Raw genomic sequence first — 16151 nt, 5'->3', positions numbered from 1 at the left:
AATAGAAAACCACCTCAATAGAGGTGGTTTTTTTATGCATAAAAATTAGTAACTTTGTAAGAACTAAAAAACCAACTATTATGATGAAAGATATACACTCTTATTGGGCGTACTTAGTACTAGCAATATTAGTATTTGCAGTAATAAATGCTATTATTGGGTTAACACAAAAAAAACAATTTGCAGACAAAGACCTAAGATTAGGTTTGTTTACTTTAATTGTAGCTCATATACAATTATTAATAGGTTTAGGATGGTACTTTATGTCGCCATGGTTTAAAGCATTAAAGGCAGATGCAGCAGCAGTTATGGCAGATAAGCCAACAAGATTATTAGCAGTAGAACACCCAATAATGATGATTTTAGCTATCGTTTTAATAACAATAGGTTGGTCTAAGCACAAAAAGAAACAAGAAGACGCTGCAAAATTTAAAACATTTGTAATTTTTTACGGATTAGCGTTGTTATTAATACTTTCTAGAATTCCTTGGAGTAACTGGTTTTAGTAGAATTAAGTTATATTCTATAAATGTAATACAGCAGTTTTACAAAATATACTTTAACTTTTAAAGAACACATACATTGAAGATTTTAAGTTATATAATATCACCAATTTTTATATTGGCATTTTTTTTGATATTAATCATATTTCATCCTTTACAATGGTTAAGTTTTAAATTATTTGGGCAAAATGCACATGGTAAAATGGTAGATGCCTTAAACTTTTGTTTGGTAAAATCTATGTTAATTCTAGGTGTTTCTGTGCGCCTAATAAATAAGCACAAAATACCAGAAGATGCATCTATTGTATTTGTATCTAATCATCAATCAACATTTGATGTTGCGCCTTTAGGTTGGTTTTTTAGAAAACATTACCCCAAATTTGTAGCCAAAGTAGAATTAGGTAAAGGAATACCAAGTGTTTCTTTTAATTTAAGGCATGGTGGTGCTGCATTAATAAATAGAAAAGACCCAAAGCAAGCAATTACTGCTTTAGTAGCCTTTTCTAAACGAATAAAAGAAAAAAAATGGGGAGCTATTATTTTTCCAGAAGGAACCAGAAGTAGAGACGGTGCACCTAGAAAGTTTGCTTCAAACGGATTAAAAGTAATAACTAAGTATAATAAAGAAGGTTATATTGTACCTTTAACAATTAATAATTCGTGGAAAGTTTTTAAATATGGCAAATTTCCTTTAGGTTTAGGAAGTCCAATTACAATTATAACCCACGAACCAATTAAAATTAATTCTTTACCTTTTGAAGAGTTATTAGAAAAAACAGAAAAAGTTATTAAAGAACATATAAAATAGAAAATTATGTCTATATATAATATCAGAAAAGAAGTAATGTTAACGCTAGAAAAAAGTATGGACCGTTTTATGGACAAGTACTTAATTCCTGCAGAAAAAATATGGCAACCAACAGATTTTCTTCCAAATTCTCAGAAAGATTCTTTTATTACAGAAGTAGAAGAAATTAGAGAATTGTCTAAAGAATTACATGACGATTTTTGGGTAGTTTTAGTAGGAGATACTATAACAGAAGAAGCTTTACCAACATATGAATCTTGGTTATTAGATTTAGATGGTGTTTCTCAAGACCCAGATAACTCTTGGGCAAAATGGGTAAGAACTTGGACGGCAGAAGAAAACAGACATGGAGACGTTTTAAATAAATACTTGTATTTATCTGGACGAGTAAATATGCGTGAAGTAGAAATTACGACACAGCATTTAATTTCAGACGGTTTTGATATTGGTACTTCAACAGACCCGTATAAAAACTTTGTGTATACAAGTTTTCAAGAATTAGCAACATATGTTTCCCATAACAATGTTGCAAAAATTGCACGTAAAAAAGGACATAAAGCTTTAGCTAAAATGTCTAAAATTATTGCAGGAGACGAAATGCGTCACCACCAAGCATACACAGAATTTGTTAGAGAAATCTTTAAAATAGATCCTAGTGAAATGATGTTGGCTTTTCAACATATGATGAAACACAAAATTGTAATGCCAGCATTACACTTAAGAGAATCTTATGCAGCAAAAGGAACCTTGTTTGACGATTTTTCTTCTGTAGCACAAAGAATTGGTGTATATACAGGTTTCGATTATGTAGACATTATTAAGAAATTAAATGAAGCTTGGGAAATAGATAAGATTACAAATCTTACACCAGAAGCAGAAAAAGCTAGAGATTATCTAATGAAGCTTCCAGACAGAATGTACAGAATTACAGAAAGAATTGTAGTACCAGACACAAAGTTTAACTTCAAATGGATGTTACCTGCTTAAATATTTTTCATTAAGAATATAAGAAGCTATTTCCTGCTTTTCGTTATATCTTTTTGTGAAAAACAAAAAGGATGTCACTTCAATCAGGGCTAGACTTGTTTGCCAGCTTAATTAAAAATAAGCGACAACTATAAATTTTAAAAACCTTTCGGTTCCTGTATTTCGGAATAGAAAGGTTTTTACTTTTTATTTAAATCTATTTCAAAAAGGCAAACAGGTGCTTTTTTATAATGCTCTGGTAAATTAGAAGTATCTTTTAAATGAAACAACCCTAAAAAATCAAATCCGGCTTTTTTGTAATGCTCAATTAGTTTGTTATTTTCACCTAATGTATCTAATCTAATAAATTGAATTCCGTTTTTAATAGCAAATTTTTTTGCCCAATTAACAATTTTATAGATATAATTATTTCCTCTAAAATTAGGGTTTGTTGCAATTCTATGAATGTAAACTGCTTTGTCTTTATTCTTATCTTCCCATATTTGTTCATCAGAAAAGGTAATTGCCCAAATACAAGCTACTTCATTATTTATTAAAAACTTAAACTGTCTTTTTTCTAAAATTTCATTTACAACCATATCTCTATTAAAATCTGGCCAAACAACTACCGTCTTCTTTTCTTTTTGATAATTAGATGCGGTTTTATATAAGTTAAAAACCTCTTCAATATCAGTAATTTTTACATTCTTAATCATAGTTTTCAATTTTAAAAGTATCCTTATCATTTAAGAAACCAAGTTTGTTTCTTATGTTTTCTAAATTGTCTTTAGACAAAATAGCAGATACAAAGCCAACTTCATTTAACTCTAGTTTAGACAGTTCTTCACCCAAATAATCAATAATTAAAGAATTACCAGAATAGTTATAATTATTAAAGTCTTTTCCTGTTCTATTTACACCAACAACATAACTCATGTTTTCTATAGAACGTGCTTTTAAAAGTGTATCCCAAGCTTTTATTCTGGTAACCGGCCAATTTGCCATAAATATTAAAAGATCGTAATTTTCGGTATTTCTAGCCCAAACAGGAAATCGTAAATCGTAACATATTAAAGGACAAATTTTCCATCCTTTATAAATTATTATTAATTTTTTAGAACCAGAACTATATACTTTGTCTTCGCCAGCTAAAGTAAAAGAATGCCTTTTGTTATAAGTTTCTATTGTGCCTTCTGGGTGTACAAAAACCAAACGATTATAAAATTTTTCATTATCAGAAATCACCAAACTTCCACAAATAGCAGTTTGTTTTTCTTTAGCTATTTTCTGCATCCAAGAAACAGAAAAACCATCCATTTTCTCTGCGTTTTTCTCAGGATTCATTGTAAAACCTGTTGCAAACATTTCTGGTAAAACAATAAGATCTACATCTTTATGTAAGCAATTAATTTGTTTTTCAAAAAAAGCAATGTTTTCTGCAGGATTTTCCCAAACTAAATTAGCCTGAATACCAACTATTTTCAATTCGTTTTTCATTAAAATTAATTTTAAAGATGTATCAACTATAAAAGTAAGTTTTTGTAATTTAGAAAACCAATTGAACACCAAAAAAAACTATGCAATCCTTTATTTCAGAAACTTTAGATGCCATTTTAAAAACGACTAAATCTTTTGAAGATGTGGTGTTTATAATGCCGTCTCAAAGAGCCAAAGTGTTTTTAAAACAAACTTTAAAAGATAAAATTTCTGTTGGTTTTTTGCCAGAAACGGTAAACATAGAGCAGTTTATACAGCAAGTTTCTGGTATAGAAAAAGCAGATAGCATTCAATTGTTGTTTCATTTTTATACAATTTATAAAAGTTTAGAAAAAGACCCAGATTCTTTCGATACTTTTTCTTCTTGGGCATTTACGGTGTTGCAAGATTTTAGCGAAATAGATCAACATTTAGTAAACACAAAAGAGATTTTTGTTTACATAAAAGATATAGAACGTTTAAGAAAATGGTCTGTAACAGGTACTTTCCAAGAAACCGAGTTTATGAAAGACCATTATGCTTTCTTAGAAAAATTAAATAATTTTTATCCACCTTTATATCAATTCTTATTAGAAAAAAAGATTGGTTACCAAGGTTTAATGTATAGAGAAGCGTGTAATAATATAGACGGTTACCTTGAAAAGAACAGTCATAAAAAGTTTATTTTTATTGGTTTTAATGCACTAAATAAAGCCGAAGAGTTTTTGTTTCAGAAAGTATTAGAAACTAACAATTCTGATATTTATTGGGATTTGGATGAAGCTTTTTTTAAATCGAATCATCAAGCAGGTACTTTTATTAGAAAGTATAAGAAGGAATGGAAATACTATGAGAAAAACCCATTAAAAACACTGAGTAATTATTTTTCTAAGCCAAAAAATATTGAAGTAATTGGTGCTTCTAAAAACACAACTCAGATAAAGTACGCAGGAGAGATTTTAGAAAAATTTAAAGACTTTAAGAATACAGCACTTATTTTAGCAGATGAAACATTACTGCCAATTACCCTAAATTCATTACCAAAAAATATTAATGCAATAAATATAACTATGGGATATCCTTTAAAAGATATTCCTACAACAAGCTTGTTGTTTTCTATTTTTCAATTGTTTGTTTCTCAAGAAAAATTACAGAAAACAATTGTAAATGAATTTTATCATAAAGATGTAGTTCGGTTTTTAAAACATCAATCTGTTTATAAATTACTATCAAAAGAAAAGAATACTTTGGTAGATGATTTTACAGAAGAGATAGGAAAGGAAAATCATATTTTTATAAGTAAAACACAAATAGAAAACATCTTAAAAGATACAGATGCAAAAGTAAAAAGTGCTATTGCTTCTATTTTTAGTTCTTACACGACTATTAACAATTTTTTAGATAGAATTTTAAACCTAATTAATCTTTTAAAAGAAGATGTAACAGATTTAGAAAAAGAGTATCTTTTTCGTTTTTATACCGCTTTTACACAGTTAAAAACGCTGCAAACAGAATATGAGTATTTTACAGATTTAAAAACACTTTCTTTATTTTTTAAACAATTAATTTCATCAGAAACTTTGTCTTTTCAAGGGCAAGCATTAAGAGGTTTGCAGTTAATGGGTATGCTAGAAACGCGTGTTTTAGATTTCGATAATATTATTTTAACATCTACAAACGAAGGTGTTTTACCTGCAAGTTCTCAGCAAAATACGTTTATTCCTTTCGATGTTAAATTAGCTTTTGGCTTACCAACATATAGAGAAAAAGACGCTATTTTTTCATATCACTTTTTTAGATTATTACAAAGAGCAAAAAACGTTTTTATACTTTATAATACAGAACATGATGTTTTTGGAAGCGGAGAAAAAAGTAGATTTGTTACTCAGTTAGAAATGATGCGAGGTGATATTGTTCAGAAAAATATATCGCCAAAAGTAATTTCTAATAAGAAAGAACTAAAAGAAATAAAAAAGAATGAAGCTACTGCTATTCGATTAAAAGAATTGGCAGAAAAAGGAATTTCACCTTCTGCTTTATCTAATTATTTACACAATCCTGTTTCGTTTTACAAACAAAAAATATTAAAGATTAAAGAGTTTGATGATGTTGAAGAAACAGTTGCTTTTAATACATTAGGTACTGTTGTTCATGAAGTTTTAGATGAATTATATACGCCATTTGTAAATGAGTTTTTATCGCTAGATATTATTTCTAAAATGGAAAAAGAAGCAAAAGATTTGGTTGTGAAACATTTCGAGCTTCAGTTTAAAAATGGAGATATATCTAAAGGAAAAAATCGTTTAATTTTTGAAGTTGCCAATAGGTTTGTTAGCAACTTTTTATCTAAAGAAAAAGAGTTGGTAAAAGATGAAAATAATAAACTAAAAATTATTGCAACAGAACAAAACTTATCTGCAGAAATAGAAATTGAAGGTCTCGACTTTCCTGTAAAATTACATGGGCAAGTAGATCGAGTAGATGAGTTAAATGGTGTTTTAAGAATTATAGATTATAAAACAGGTATGGTAACTGGTGCTAATTTAAGAGTGCCAGAATTTGCTACTTTACGAGATGAAAAGCATCTAAAAGCAATACAAGTTTTACTTTATGCCTATTTATTTACAAAGAGTAAAAACTATAGTTTTTCTCAACCTTTAGAAGCTGGTATTTATTCGTTTAAAAACTTAAATAGTGGCTTCTTACCAATAGATTTTGCACTACCAAGAAAAAAACCAGAAACAAATATTACACAAGAAAAATTAGACGAATTTATAGAAGAAATTAAAATCTATATACAAGAAATCTACAACTCAAAAATAGATTTTATTGAGCCTGCAGATTTAAGGTATTAAGATTTTCCTTTTAAAACTAATAAAGGTACGTTAGAATAAAATTCTTCTTTTAGAATAGTATTCTTTTCCCAAAGTTTTTTAAAGAAACCTCTTTTACGTGTAAAAACGCATAACATATCTGGGTTGTGTGTTTTTATGTGTTCTAAAACTCCTTGAAAAGTTGTTGGATTTTCTGTAACAGTTAATGTATTTTGAAAGTCTTTTAAGCTTTTATGTAGAATTAAATCTTCTTCTTTATACTTAGGTGTTTTAACTAGTAGTAAATTAACTTTAGACTTAAATTTCTCTACTATAAATTGTAAAGGTTTTACAGCTGTTTTACTTTTTACAATACCAGATTTAAAAGCCATTAAAACATTAGAAATAGGCTGAAATTTATAACCTTCTGGTACAGCTAAAATTGCTAAGTTTGCTTTTTTTACTAAACTTCCTGCAGTTCTTCCTAGAAAAAGACCTTCTTTAATAGAGTTACTTTTTGTACCTACAATAACTAAATCAATTCCTAATTCTTGGTCTATAGCTTTTACGCTATCTACAACGCCTCCTTTTGCAGAAATTAATTTAATTTCTACATTTTTAATGTCACAAGAACTTACCATAGTTCTAAGGTATAAACTAGTTTCACGTTCTATAATAGTATCAACGTTTTTCATAGTTCCTGCTTTACTTTGCGAACTATAAGCTCTAAAAACAAACACTTTTGCATTAATTTCTGAAGCAAAATCAATTGCATATTGCAATGTTCCTTTTGCATTTTCTGTAGATCCTATTGGTACTAAAATATGTTTCATAGTGGTAAGTTTTAACGATGCAAAGTTAGTTAATTTTAAGTGAATGATTTGTTATTACATTTTTTAGATATGTACCTTTGTAAAAAGAAGATTTTTTGAAAACAAATATTAGTTTTAAGAATATTAATAAATTAGCAATTCCTGCTTTAATAGCAGGTATTGCAGAACCTGTTTTGTCTATTACAGATACTGCAATTATAGGAAATATAGATACAAATGCAACAGAAAGTTTAGCAGCAGTTGGTATTGTTGGTGCCTTTATTTCTATGTTAGTTTGGGTTTTTGGGCAAATAAGAAGTGCTATTTCATCTATTGTTTCTCAATATGTTGGTGCTAATAAATTAGATGAAGTTAAAGAGTTGCCTGCGCAAGCTATTGCAATTGTGGTTTTAGGTAGTTTTTTGATTCTGGCAATTTCATATCCGTTTTCTAGACAAATTTTCGAATTTTATAATGCCTCAGGTCAGATTTTAGAATATTGTATTACATACTTTAATATCAGAATTTTTGGTTTCCCATTCGCTCTTTTTGTATTTGCTGTTTTTGGAACTTTTAGAGGTTTGCAAAATACCTATTACCCAATGATAATTGCTATAATTGGTGCCTCTTTAAATATTGTTTTAGATATTATTTTTGTCTACGGAATAGAAGATTATATTCCTGCAATGCATATAAGAGGAGCTGCTTACGCAAGTGTAATTTCGCAAATAACAATGGCAGTTATTTCGCTGTATTTATTATTGAAGAAAACAACAATATCCTTAAAATTAAGTCTTCCTTTTCATGCAGAAATTCCGAGGTTATTAAACATGATTTCTAATCTTTTTGTACGAACTATTGCTTTAAATTTGGCACTATACTTGGCAACTTCATACGCCACAGATTATGGGAAAGAATATATTGCAGCGTACACAATTAGCTTAAATATATGGTTTTTAGGTGCTTTTATGATAGATGGTTATTCTAGTGCAGGAAATATATTGTCTGGTAAGTTATTAGGAGCAAAAGATTATAAATCTCTAATAGAATTAAGTAATAAATTACTTAAATACGGCCTTGTAATGGGACTTATAATGGCTTTAATTGGTGTGTTTTTTTATGATTCTATTGGTAGAGTATTTACTAAAGAAGAATTAGTTTTAGAGCAATTTTATACTGTTTTTTGGATTGTTTTAATAACCCAACCTATAAATGCTGTTACTTTTATTTTTGATGGAATGTTTAAAGGAATGGGAGAAATGAAATATTTAAGAAACCTTTTAATTTTTGCAACAGGTCTTGTTTTTATTCCCACTTTATTAATTTTTGATTATTTCGATTATAAATTAATTGCAATTTGGGTTGCTTTTACACTGTGGATTATTGCTAGAGGTTTACCACTTGTATTTAAATTTAGAAGCAAATTTTTACCACTTGCAGCAAATAAATAAATGATAACTTTATAAATTCTTTGTTCGAATGCTTTTTAAGATTGAAGAAAAAATGCATCTAGAACTTTTAAGAATTAAACCTTATTTTTACTTAAAATTCAGTTTATGACCACAACAAGACAAAACGGAAGTTTATACACCAATATTCAAAATAACATTGCAACTATAGAATTTGGGCATCCAGCAAGCAATTCTTTTCCTAGCGAGTTATTAGAACGATTAAGAAAAGAGTTAGTGTCTGCAGGTAATAATGATGAAGTTTCTATAATTATTTTAAAATCTGAAGGAGAAAAAGCATTTTGTGCTGGTGCTTCTTTTGATGAATTGGTAGCAATATCTAACTTAGAACAAGGAAAACAATTTTTCTCTGGTTTTGCAAACGTAATTAATGCAATGCGAACCTGTGGGAAATTAATTATTGGTAGAATTCAAGGAAAAACTGTTGGTGGTGGTGTTGGTTTAGCCGCAGCTTGCGATTATGTTTTTGCATCAGAAAACGCTGCAATAAAATTATCTGAATTTACCATAGGAATAGGACCTTTTGTAATTGAACCAGCAGTAACTAGAAAAATAGGTGTTTCTGGTACAGCAGAATTAACTTTAGATGCAACAAGCTGGAAAAATGCATATTGGGCAAAGGAAAAAGGTTTGTACGCTAAGGTTTTCGAATCTATAAATGAGTTAGACAAAGAGATAGATTTAATGGCAACTAAGTTAGCTTCTTACAATACTACTGCTCTAAAAGAAATGAAAAAAGTACTTTGGAAAGGAACCGAAAGCTGGAATGATTTATTAGAAGAAAGAGCTGCAGTTTCTGGAGAATTAGTTTTATCAGAATTTACAAAAAAGGCATTATCAAAATTTAAAAAGTAAGACATTGAAAATCATTTCAACCAATATTGGAGAACGAAAAGAAATTGACTGGAAAGGAACTATAGTTACAACAGGTATTTTTAAATATTCAGTTGAAGAACCTATTTTCTTAGATTTAGAAGATGTTAAAGGTGATGTTATTTGTAATAGAATAGATCATGGTGGAGTTTTACAAGCGGTTTATGGTTATTCTTTTAAACATTACAAGTATTGGAAATCTGCGTATCCTCATTTAGATTTCGAAAAAGGAATTTTTGGAGAAAACTTAACAATTGATGATTTAGACGAAACAAAAATACATCAAGGAGATACTTTTAAAGTTGGTGAAACTATTTTAGAAGTTACAGTTCCAAGAAACCCTTGTATGAAATTAGGTGTTCGTTTTAATGATATGAAAATTGTAAAAAAATTCTGGAACACTACTTTCTGTGGTGTTTACTTTAAAGTTTTACAAACAGGTTTTGTAAAAACTAATGATGAATTTGTTCAAATTAAATCTTGCCCAGAAAACCCAACAATTGCAGATTTGTATGTTGCAGAAAGAGCTGTAAAAGGTATTTAATTAAGAAACTGTATCCTCTTTTTTATGTAAAAAACGAGTAAGTTTCATAGAAAGATCTAACAAAATAATTTTAGCATTACCATTTCTTTCTATATGATACATGGCATCATTTAGTTCTTTTTCTATGTCTAGAATGTTTGCAGAATGTACAAAAGGTGCAAACTTAGAAAGATCGAAACCCGTTTTAGTTTCCATAAAAACCAAATTATCACTTTTATAATTTAGCAATAGTGCTTGTCTAAAAAACTGTAAACAATATTCTAAAAATCGCTTTTGTGTTTCTCGTCCGGTTTTTGAAATAGTTTCAGACCATTCTATTAATTGTTGCACAACAGAAGCATTTCCTTTAGCTCTAAAAGCAGTTCTAATCCAAGCAATAAACCATTCTTCAAAAACTAGGTCAGAAGAATCATTGTTTAATAAATGTACCGCTTTATTATAATTTCCTTCTGCTTGATGTGCAATTTTAGCTGCTTCATTTTCAGAACAATTCTCTCTGTCAACTAAAGCTTTAGTAATATCGTTTTCACTTAAAACAGGAAAATGTAACGCTTGGCAACGAGATTTAATGGTATTAATAATCTGCTCTTCATTTTCTGTAATTAAAATAAAAACAGTTTTGTTTGGTGGCTCTTCAATTAATTTTAAAAGTTTATTTGCAGCAGCAATATTCATTTTTTCAGCCATCCAAATAATCATCACTTTAAAACCACCTTCGTAAGATTTTAATTGTAATTTTTTAACTACCGCTTCCGCTTCGTCAACACCAATATTACCTTGTTTGTTTTCTACACCAATAAATTGCAACCAATTAAATAGACTTCCGTACGATTGGTTTTTTACAAAATCGCGCCAATCTTCTAAAAATAAGTTGCTTACTGCGTGTTTTTTTACAGCATCATTTGTAGTTACAGGAAAAGCAAAATGTAAATCTGGGTGTTGTAATTTATCACACTTAATATTACAAGCATCAGCATTATCCGAAGAATTACATAGTAAAAATTGAGCGTAAGCAATTGCCATTGGCAAAGTACCACTACCTTCTTTACCTACAAATAATTGAGCATGAGGAATTCTACCATTTTCTGCAGAAACCTGCAAATGGTTTTTTATGTGTTCTTGACCTATAATTTGGTTGAAAAGCATTTACAAATATAAAATTTGTTCTTCAGAAATTCATCAATTTTAGAAAGCAATCTTTTAATTTATAAAATTGAGTTTACAATAAAGGGTAACTACGCAAACGTTAACTTAACTTTTCAGGTTCTAATTTCTATAAATCTAAAGAATTAGGTATTTTTGTTAAAAACAATCCATAATGAAAACATTAAAAGATTTTAATTTCGAAAATAAAAAAGCAATAATTCGCGTAGATTTTAACGTGCCTTTAAATGATAAATTTGAAGTAACAGATAATACTAGAATTCAAGCTGCAAAATCTACAATTATAGATATTTTAGAACAAGGAGGAAGCTGTGTTTTAATGTCTCATTTGGGTCGTCCAAAAGGTTTTCAAGAAGAATTTTCTTTAAAGCATATTGTAAAATCTGTTGTAGACGTTATTGGTTGCAACGTAAAGTTTGTAGAAGATTGTATTGGTAATAAAGTTGAAGACGCAGTAGCTAATTTAGAAGCTGGTGAGATTTTATTATTAGAGAACCTTCGTTATTATGAAGAGGAAACAAAAGGAGATGTTGCTTTTGCAGAAAAATTATCGAAGTTTGGTGATATTTATGTAAATGATGCTTTTGGTACTGCACATAGAGCGCATGCATCAACAACAATAATTGCTCAGTTTTTTGAAGGTAATAAATGCTTCGGAAACTTATTAGCAAGAGAAATAGAAAGTATAGATAAAGTATTAAATAATTCTGAAAAGCCAGTTTTAGCAATTTTAGGAGGTGCAAAAGTATCATCTAAAATTACGGTTATTGAAAACATTTTAGACAAAGTAGATCACTTAATTATTGGTGGTGGAATGAGTTTTACATTCATTAAAGCACAAGGTGGAAAAATTGGAAATTCTATTTGTGAAGACGATAAAATGGAATTAGCTTTAGATATTTTAAAGCAAGCAAAAGAAAAAGGTGTAGAAGTTCATATTCCTGTAGATGTTATTGCTGCAGATGATTTTTCTAACGATGCAAATACACAAATTTTAGATATTAATGAAATTCCTGATGGTTGGGAAGGTGTTGATGCTGGACCAAAATCTAGAGAAATTTTTGATGTTGTTGTTAATAAATGTAAAACAATTTTATGGAACGGACCTTTAGGGGTTTTCGAAATGGAATCTTTTGCTGGAGGAACAATTGCATTAGGTCATTCTATTGATAAAGCAACCAAAAACGGAGCGTTTTCTTTAGTTGGTGGTGGAGATTCTGTTGCTGCTGTTAAACAATTTGGTTTTGCAGACAAAGTAAGTTATGTTTCTACTGGTGGTGGAGCAATGTTAGAAATGTTAGAAGGTAAAACTTTACCAGGTATTGAAGCTATTTTAAAATAAGCTCTCATTTCTGAATTAAAATAAAATTTATAGAATAAGCGTGTAATTGAAAAATTGCACGCTTATTGTTTTATAGAAGAATAAATTCTAATTTTGTTGTTAGTTTTATAATCTTTATACGATTAAACTTATACACGAATAAATAGTAAAAAATGAAATATACAACCTTACCAAATACAGACATAAAAGTTAGTAAGATTTGTTTAGGAACCATGACTTGGGGAAAACAAAACACACAAGAAGAAGGTTTCGAACAAATGGATTATGCTTTAGAACAAGGTGTAAACTTTTTTGATACTGCAGAGTTATACTCAGTTCCTGCAACGCCAGAAACATATGGAAGTACAGAAACTATTATAGGAAATTGGTTTAAAAAAACAGGAAATAGAGATAAGGTTGTTCTAGGAAGTAAAATTGCAGGTTCTGGCCCTTATACTGCCCATATTAGAAAAAACGGATTTGCTAAACAAGCAATTATAGATGCTGTAGAAGGAAGTCTAAAAAGATTACAAACAGATTATATAGATTTATATCAGTTGCATTGGCCAGAAAGAGGTGTTAATTGTTTTGGTACAAGAGATTACCCTTATAAGACTTCAAATGAAGAAGCAGAAAACCATGTAGAGATTTTAGAAACTTTACAAAAGTTAATTAATGAAGGTAAAATTAGACAAATAGGTTTGTCTAACGAAACACCATGGGGAACCATGCAGTATTTACAAGCTGCAAAAGAAATGAATTTACAGAGAATGGTAACGATTCAGAATTCGTATTCTTTAGTGCATCGTGGTTATGAATATGGTATGTCTGAAGTTTCTTTAAGAGAAAATATAGGTTTATTAGCGTATTCACCTTTAGCACAAGGAGTTTTATCTGGTAAATATTTAAGAGGAAAAAAACCTGCAGATGCAAGAGGAATTCTGTTTCCTAACTATATTACAAGGTATGAAACAGATTTAGTAGAGCAAGCTGTTTTAGCTTATGAAGAGATTGCTTTAAAACACAGAATAAGTTTAAGTGAATTATCTTTAGCTTACATTAATCAATTACCATTTGTAACGAGTAATATTATTGGAGCAACTAAAATGAGTCAGTTAAAAGAAAATATTGGTAGTATTAATATTAATTTATCAGAAACTATTTTAAATGAAATTGAAGCGGTTCATAAATTAATACCAAATCCTGCACCTTAAAATTAGTAGGCAGGTTATTAGTCTTAAGTTTGGGATATAAAAAAATCCGATGAAATAATTTTCATCGGATTTTTTTTATGTCTTTATAATTCTTATATCTATTCTTCCATTAATTCAATAGAACTCGCTACAAAACGTTCGTTTTCTACAATACCAACAATTGTTGCTTTTCTAATTGCGTTGCAAAAGCCAATATTTTCATCGTGTGCATCACCAAAATCATCAATATTAAAACCATCTACAAAATAGGCTTTATCATCAAACCGAACAGCTAAACTACAGCCATTTTCAGAATCTAAATCTAACTGACATTGGCCACAAGAAATTTCTGCAACATGTTTTATTTCTTTTTTATTTCCGCAAGATGCGAATATCAACAAACTTAAAATTATTAATTTTTTCATTATTTCTAAAATTTAAAAAGTCCTCATTATTTTGTTAAAAATGAGGACTTTATTTATTTTTTATAATTTCACAATCTATTATTAACCTCCCCAAGAATCTCTTAGTCCAACAATTTTGTTAAAAACTAACTTATCTTCGGTAGCATCATCATCTACATTAAAATATCCCATACGCTGAAACTGAAAACGTTCTCCAATTTTAGCCGTTTGTAAACTTGGTTCTACAAAAGCAGTAATTACTTCTAAAGAATTAGGGTTTACAAACTCCATATAATCTTTATCTTTATGAGAATCTGGTGCTTCATCTAAAAACAATCGGTCATAAGCTCTCACTTCCGCTTTAACAGCATGTTTTACAGAAACCCAATGCAATGTACCTTTTACTTTACGTTTGCTTTCTTCGGTATCCATACCAGATTTTGTTAACGGATCGTATGTACAATGAATAACGGTAATTTCTCCATTCTCATCTTTTTCACAACTAGTTGCTGTAATAAAGTATGCGTTTTTTAAACGAACCTCTTTCCCTAATTTTAAACGATGAAATTTTTTGTTTGCCTCTTCTCTAAAATCTTCACGTTCTATATAAATTTCTTTTGAAAACGGAACTTCTCTTGTACCAAAACCATCTTCATAATCATTATAATTAGCCGTTAAAACTTCACCATCACCTTCAGGATAATTATCTATAATTACTTTAACAGGATCTAAAACACCCATAACTCTTTTGGCAGTTTTATTTAAATCCTCACGAATTTTAAACTCTAAAAGAGCTACATCAATTATATTTTCACGTTTAGAAACACCAACCGTTTCTACAAAACTTTTTATAGATTCTGGTGTGTAACCACGTCTTCTTAAACCAGAAATAGTAGGCATTCTTGGATCGTCCCAACCAGAAACAATTCCATTTTCAACCAAAGTTAACAATTTACGTTTACTCATAATTGTATAACTCAAATTCAAACGAGAAAACTCACGTTGCTTTGGTGGGTTTGGGTATTTCTCCTTGCTATACGTAACAACAGTATCTCTAAACCAATTATACAATTCTCTATGAGGTTTAAACTCAAGAGAACATAAAGAATGCGAAACTTGCTCTATATAATCACTCTCACCATGCGTCCAATCATACATTGGGTAAATGCACCAATCATCACCAGTTCTGTGGTGAGATTTATACATAATTCTATACATTAAAGGATCGCGTAGTAACATGTTTGGGTTCTCCATATCTATCTTTGCACGCAAAGTATGTTCACCTTCCTTAAATTTTCCATCTTTCATTCCTTGAAATAACTCCAAGTTTTCTTCTACAGAACGCGCTCTAAAAGGACTATTTGTACCAACCTGAGTTGGCGTACCTTTTTGCGCTCTCATTTCTTCTGAAGATTGAGAATCTACATATGCTTTTCCATCTTTTATCAACAAAACTGCCCAATCGAACAACTGCTGAAAATAGTCTGATGAATAACACTCATTTGCCCAAGAATAACCCAACCAAGAAATATCTTTCTTAATTGCATCTACATATTCTTGCTCTTCTTTTGCAGGGTTTGTATCATCAAAACGCAAATTTACAGGCGCATTGTAAGTCTCACCTAAACCGAAACTAATTCCAATTGCTTTTGTGTGACCAATATGCAAATACCCATTTGGTTCTGGCGGAAAACGAAAGCGTAAATTTTCTTTTGGCATTCCGTTTGCTAAATCCTCTTCGATAATATGCTCTAAAAAATTGAGCGATTTTTTCTCTTCAGACATTGTTTTATATGAAAAAGTTA

At 29.6% G+C, this 16151-nt stretch carries 15 protein-coding genes; 9 read left to right on the top strand and 6 right to left on the bottom strand.

Translation table 11 applies throughout. The annotated features are described in order from the left end of the window. Positions 1-83 precede the first annotated feature (83 nt). From SHK09_RS00920 to SHK09_RS00910, 3 genes are all read left to right on the top strand, one after another. A complete protein-coding gene (locus tag SHK09_RS00920) occupies positions 84-506 on the top strand; it encodes a hypothetical protein (RefSeq protein WP_319809333.1) in 423 nt (140 codons plus the stop codon). Between the two features lie 76 nt (positions 507-582). Further along, positions 583-1311 carry a lysophospholipid acyltransferase family protein gene (locus tag SHK09_RS00915; RefSeq protein WP_319808886.1) on the top strand — a complete coding sequence of 243 codons (729 nt, stop codon included), beginning with the start codon at positions 583-585 and terminating at the stop codon, positions 1309-1311. A gap of 6 nt (positions 1312-1317) precedes the next feature. Further along, complete coding sequence (locus tag SHK09_RS00910) at positions 1318-2298, top strand: acyl-ACP desaturase (RefSeq protein ID WP_319808885.1); 981 nt, start codon at positions 1318-1320, stop codon at positions 2296-2298. 179 nt (positions 2299-2477) lie between these two features. Here the strand turns inward: SHK09_RS00910 and SHK09_RS00905 are convergent, their stop codons facing one another. Together SHK09_RS00905 and SHK09_RS00900 are read right to left on the bottom strand one after the other, a co-directional pair. Then, on the bottom strand, positions 2478-2993 hold the full coding sequence (locus SHK09_RS00905; protein ID WP_319808884.1) for a GNAT family N-acetyltransferase: 516 nt from the start codon (positions 2991-2993) through the stop codon (positions 2478-2480). After that, positions 2986-3774, bottom strand: a complete 789-nt coding sequence (locus SHK09_RS00900) for an amidohydrolase (protein ID WP_319808883.1) — start codon at positions 3772-3774, stop codon at positions 2986-2988. Before SHK09_RS00900 ends, SHK09_RS00905 begins: the two co-directional genes overlap by 8 nt. Before the next feature lie 80 nt (positions 3775-3854). Between SHK09_RS00900 and SHK09_RS00895 the strand changes: the two genes are divergently transcribed. Further along, complete coding sequence (locus SHK09_RS00895) at positions 3855-6608, top strand: PD-(D/E)XK nuclease family protein (protein ID WP_319808882.1); 2754 nt, start codon at positions 3855-3857, stop codon at positions 6606-6608. Here SHK09_RS00895 and SHK09_RS00890 read toward each other — a convergent pair. After that, the gene (locus SHK09_RS00890) at positions 6605-7399 is read right to left on the bottom strand and encodes a universal stress protein (RefSeq protein WP_319808881.1); all 795 of its coding nucleotides are present in this window, start codon (positions 7397-7399) and stop codon (positions 6605-6607) included. The genes SHK09_RS00895 and SHK09_RS00890 overlap by 4 nt on opposite strands. 95 nt (positions 7400-7494) lie before the next feature. On the opposite strand from SHK09_RS00890, the gene SHK09_RS00885 reads away from it, so the two are divergent. The 3 genes from SHK09_RS00885 (at position 7495) to SHK09_RS00875 (ending at position 10264) form a co-directional block, all read left to right on the top strand. Next, positions 7495-8829, top strand: a complete 1335-nt coding sequence (locus tag SHK09_RS00885) for an MATE family efflux transporter (RefSeq protein WP_319808880.1) — start codon at positions 7495-7497, stop codon at positions 8827-8829. 105 nt (positions 8830-8934) lie between these two features. Beyond that, on the top strand, positions 8935-9702 hold the full coding sequence (locus SHK09_RS00880) for an enoyl-CoA hydratase/isomerase family protein (RefSeq protein ID WP_319808879.1): 768 nt from the start codon (positions 8935-8937) through the stop codon (positions 9700-9702). Positions 9703-9706: 4 nt separating this feature from the next. Continuing rightward, entirely contained in the window at positions 9707-10264 is a 558-nt protein-coding gene (locus SHK09_RS00875) for an MOSC domain-containing protein (protein WP_319808878.1), read from the top strand. On the opposite strand, the gene SHK09_RS00870 is transcribed toward SHK09_RS00875, so the two are convergent. Further along, positions 10265-11410 (bottom strand): DNA polymerase III subunit delta', encoded by a 1146-nt coding sequence (locus SHK09_RS00870; RefSeq protein WP_319808877.1) that lies wholly within the window; start codon positions 11408-11410, stop codon positions 10265-10267. 172 nt (positions 11411-11582) lie between these two features. On the opposite strand from SHK09_RS00870, the gene SHK09_RS00865 reads away from it, so the two are divergent. Both SHK09_RS00865 and SHK09_RS00860 read left to right on the top strand, forming a co-directional pair. Beyond that, positions 11583-12770: a phosphoglycerate kinase gene (locus tag SHK09_RS00865; protein ID WP_319808876.1), complete on the top strand. Its 1188-nt coding sequence runs from the start codon at positions 11583-11585 to the stop codon at positions 12768-12770. 152 nt (positions 12771-12922) lie between these two features. After that, the gene (locus SHK09_RS00860; protein WP_319808875.1) at positions 12923-13963 is read left to right on the top strand and encodes an aldo/keto reductase; all 1041 of its coding nucleotides are present in this window, start codon (positions 12923-12925) and stop codon (positions 13961-13963) included. Positions 13964-14061: 98 nt separating this feature from the next. Here the strand turns inward: SHK09_RS00860 and SHK09_RS00855 are convergent, their stop codons facing one another. Together SHK09_RS00855 and SHK09_RS00850 are read right to left on the bottom strand one after the other, a co-directional pair. Continuing rightward, positions 14062-14367, bottom strand: a complete 306-nt coding sequence (locus tag SHK09_RS00855; RefSeq protein ID WP_319808874.1) for a DUF6370 family protein — start codon at positions 14365-14367, stop codon at positions 14062-14064. A gap of 81 nt (positions 14368-14448) precedes the next feature. Continuing rightward, positions 14449-16131: a glutamine--tRNA ligase/YqeY domain fusion protein gene (locus tag SHK09_RS00850; protein WP_319808873.1), complete on the bottom strand. Its 1683-nt coding sequence runs from the start codon at positions 16129-16131 to the stop codon at positions 14449-14451. Positions 16132-16151 lie beyond the last annotated feature (20 nt).

This window comes from Polaribacter sp. PL03 (genome assembly GCF_033875165.1).
GTDB lineage: Bacteria > Bacteroidota > Bacteroidia > Flavobacteriales > Flavobacteriaceae > Polaribacter.
This window is presented reverse-complemented; position numbering and strand designations above follow the sequence as displayed.

Coding starts and splice junctions, on each gene's coding strand:
- SHK09_RS00905 (WP_319808884.1), bottom strand. CDS start 2,993: ATGATTAAGAATGTAAAAATTACTGATATTGAAGAGGTTTTTAACTTA.
- SHK09_RS00895 (WP_319808882.1), top strand. CDS start 3,855: ATGCAATCCTTTATTTCAGAAACTTTAGATGCCATTTTAAAAACGACT.
- SHK09_RS00850 (WP_319808873.1), bottom strand. CDS start 16,131: ATGTCTGAAGAGAAAAAATCGCTCAATTTTTTAGAGCATATTATCGAA.
- SHK09_RS00855 (WP_319808874.1), bottom strand. CDS start 14,367: ATGAAAAAATTAATAATTTTAAGTTTGTTGATATTCGCATCTTGCGGA.
- SHK09_RS00900 (WP_319808883.1), bottom strand. CDS start 3,774: ATGAAAAACGAATTGAAAATAGTTGGTATTCAGGCTAATTTAGTTTGG.
- SHK09_RS00920 (WP_319809333.1), top strand. CDS start 84: ATGAAAGATATACACTCTTATTGGGCGTACTTAGTACTAGCAATATTA.
- SHK09_RS00910 (WP_319808885.1), top strand. CDS start 1,318: ATGTCTATATATAATATCAGAAAAGAAGTAATGTTAACGCTAGAAAAA.
- SHK09_RS00890 (WP_319808881.1), bottom strand. CDS start 7,399: ATGAAACATATTTTAGTACCAATAGGATCTACAGAAAATGCAAAAGGA.
- SHK09_RS00880 (WP_319808879.1), top strand. CDS start 8,935: ATGACCACAACAAGACAAAACGGAAGTTTATACACCAATATTCAAAAT.
- SHK09_RS00860 (WP_319808875.1), top strand. CDS start 12,923: ATGAAATATACAACCTTACCAAATACAGACATAAAAGTTAGTAAGATT.
- SHK09_RS00870 (WP_319808877.1), bottom strand. CDS start 11,410: ATGCTTTTCAACCAAATTATAGGTCAAGAACACATAAAAAACCATTTG.
- SHK09_RS00865 (WP_319808876.1), top strand. CDS start 11,583: ATGAAAACATTAAAAGATTTTAATTTCGAAAATAAAAAAGCAATAATT.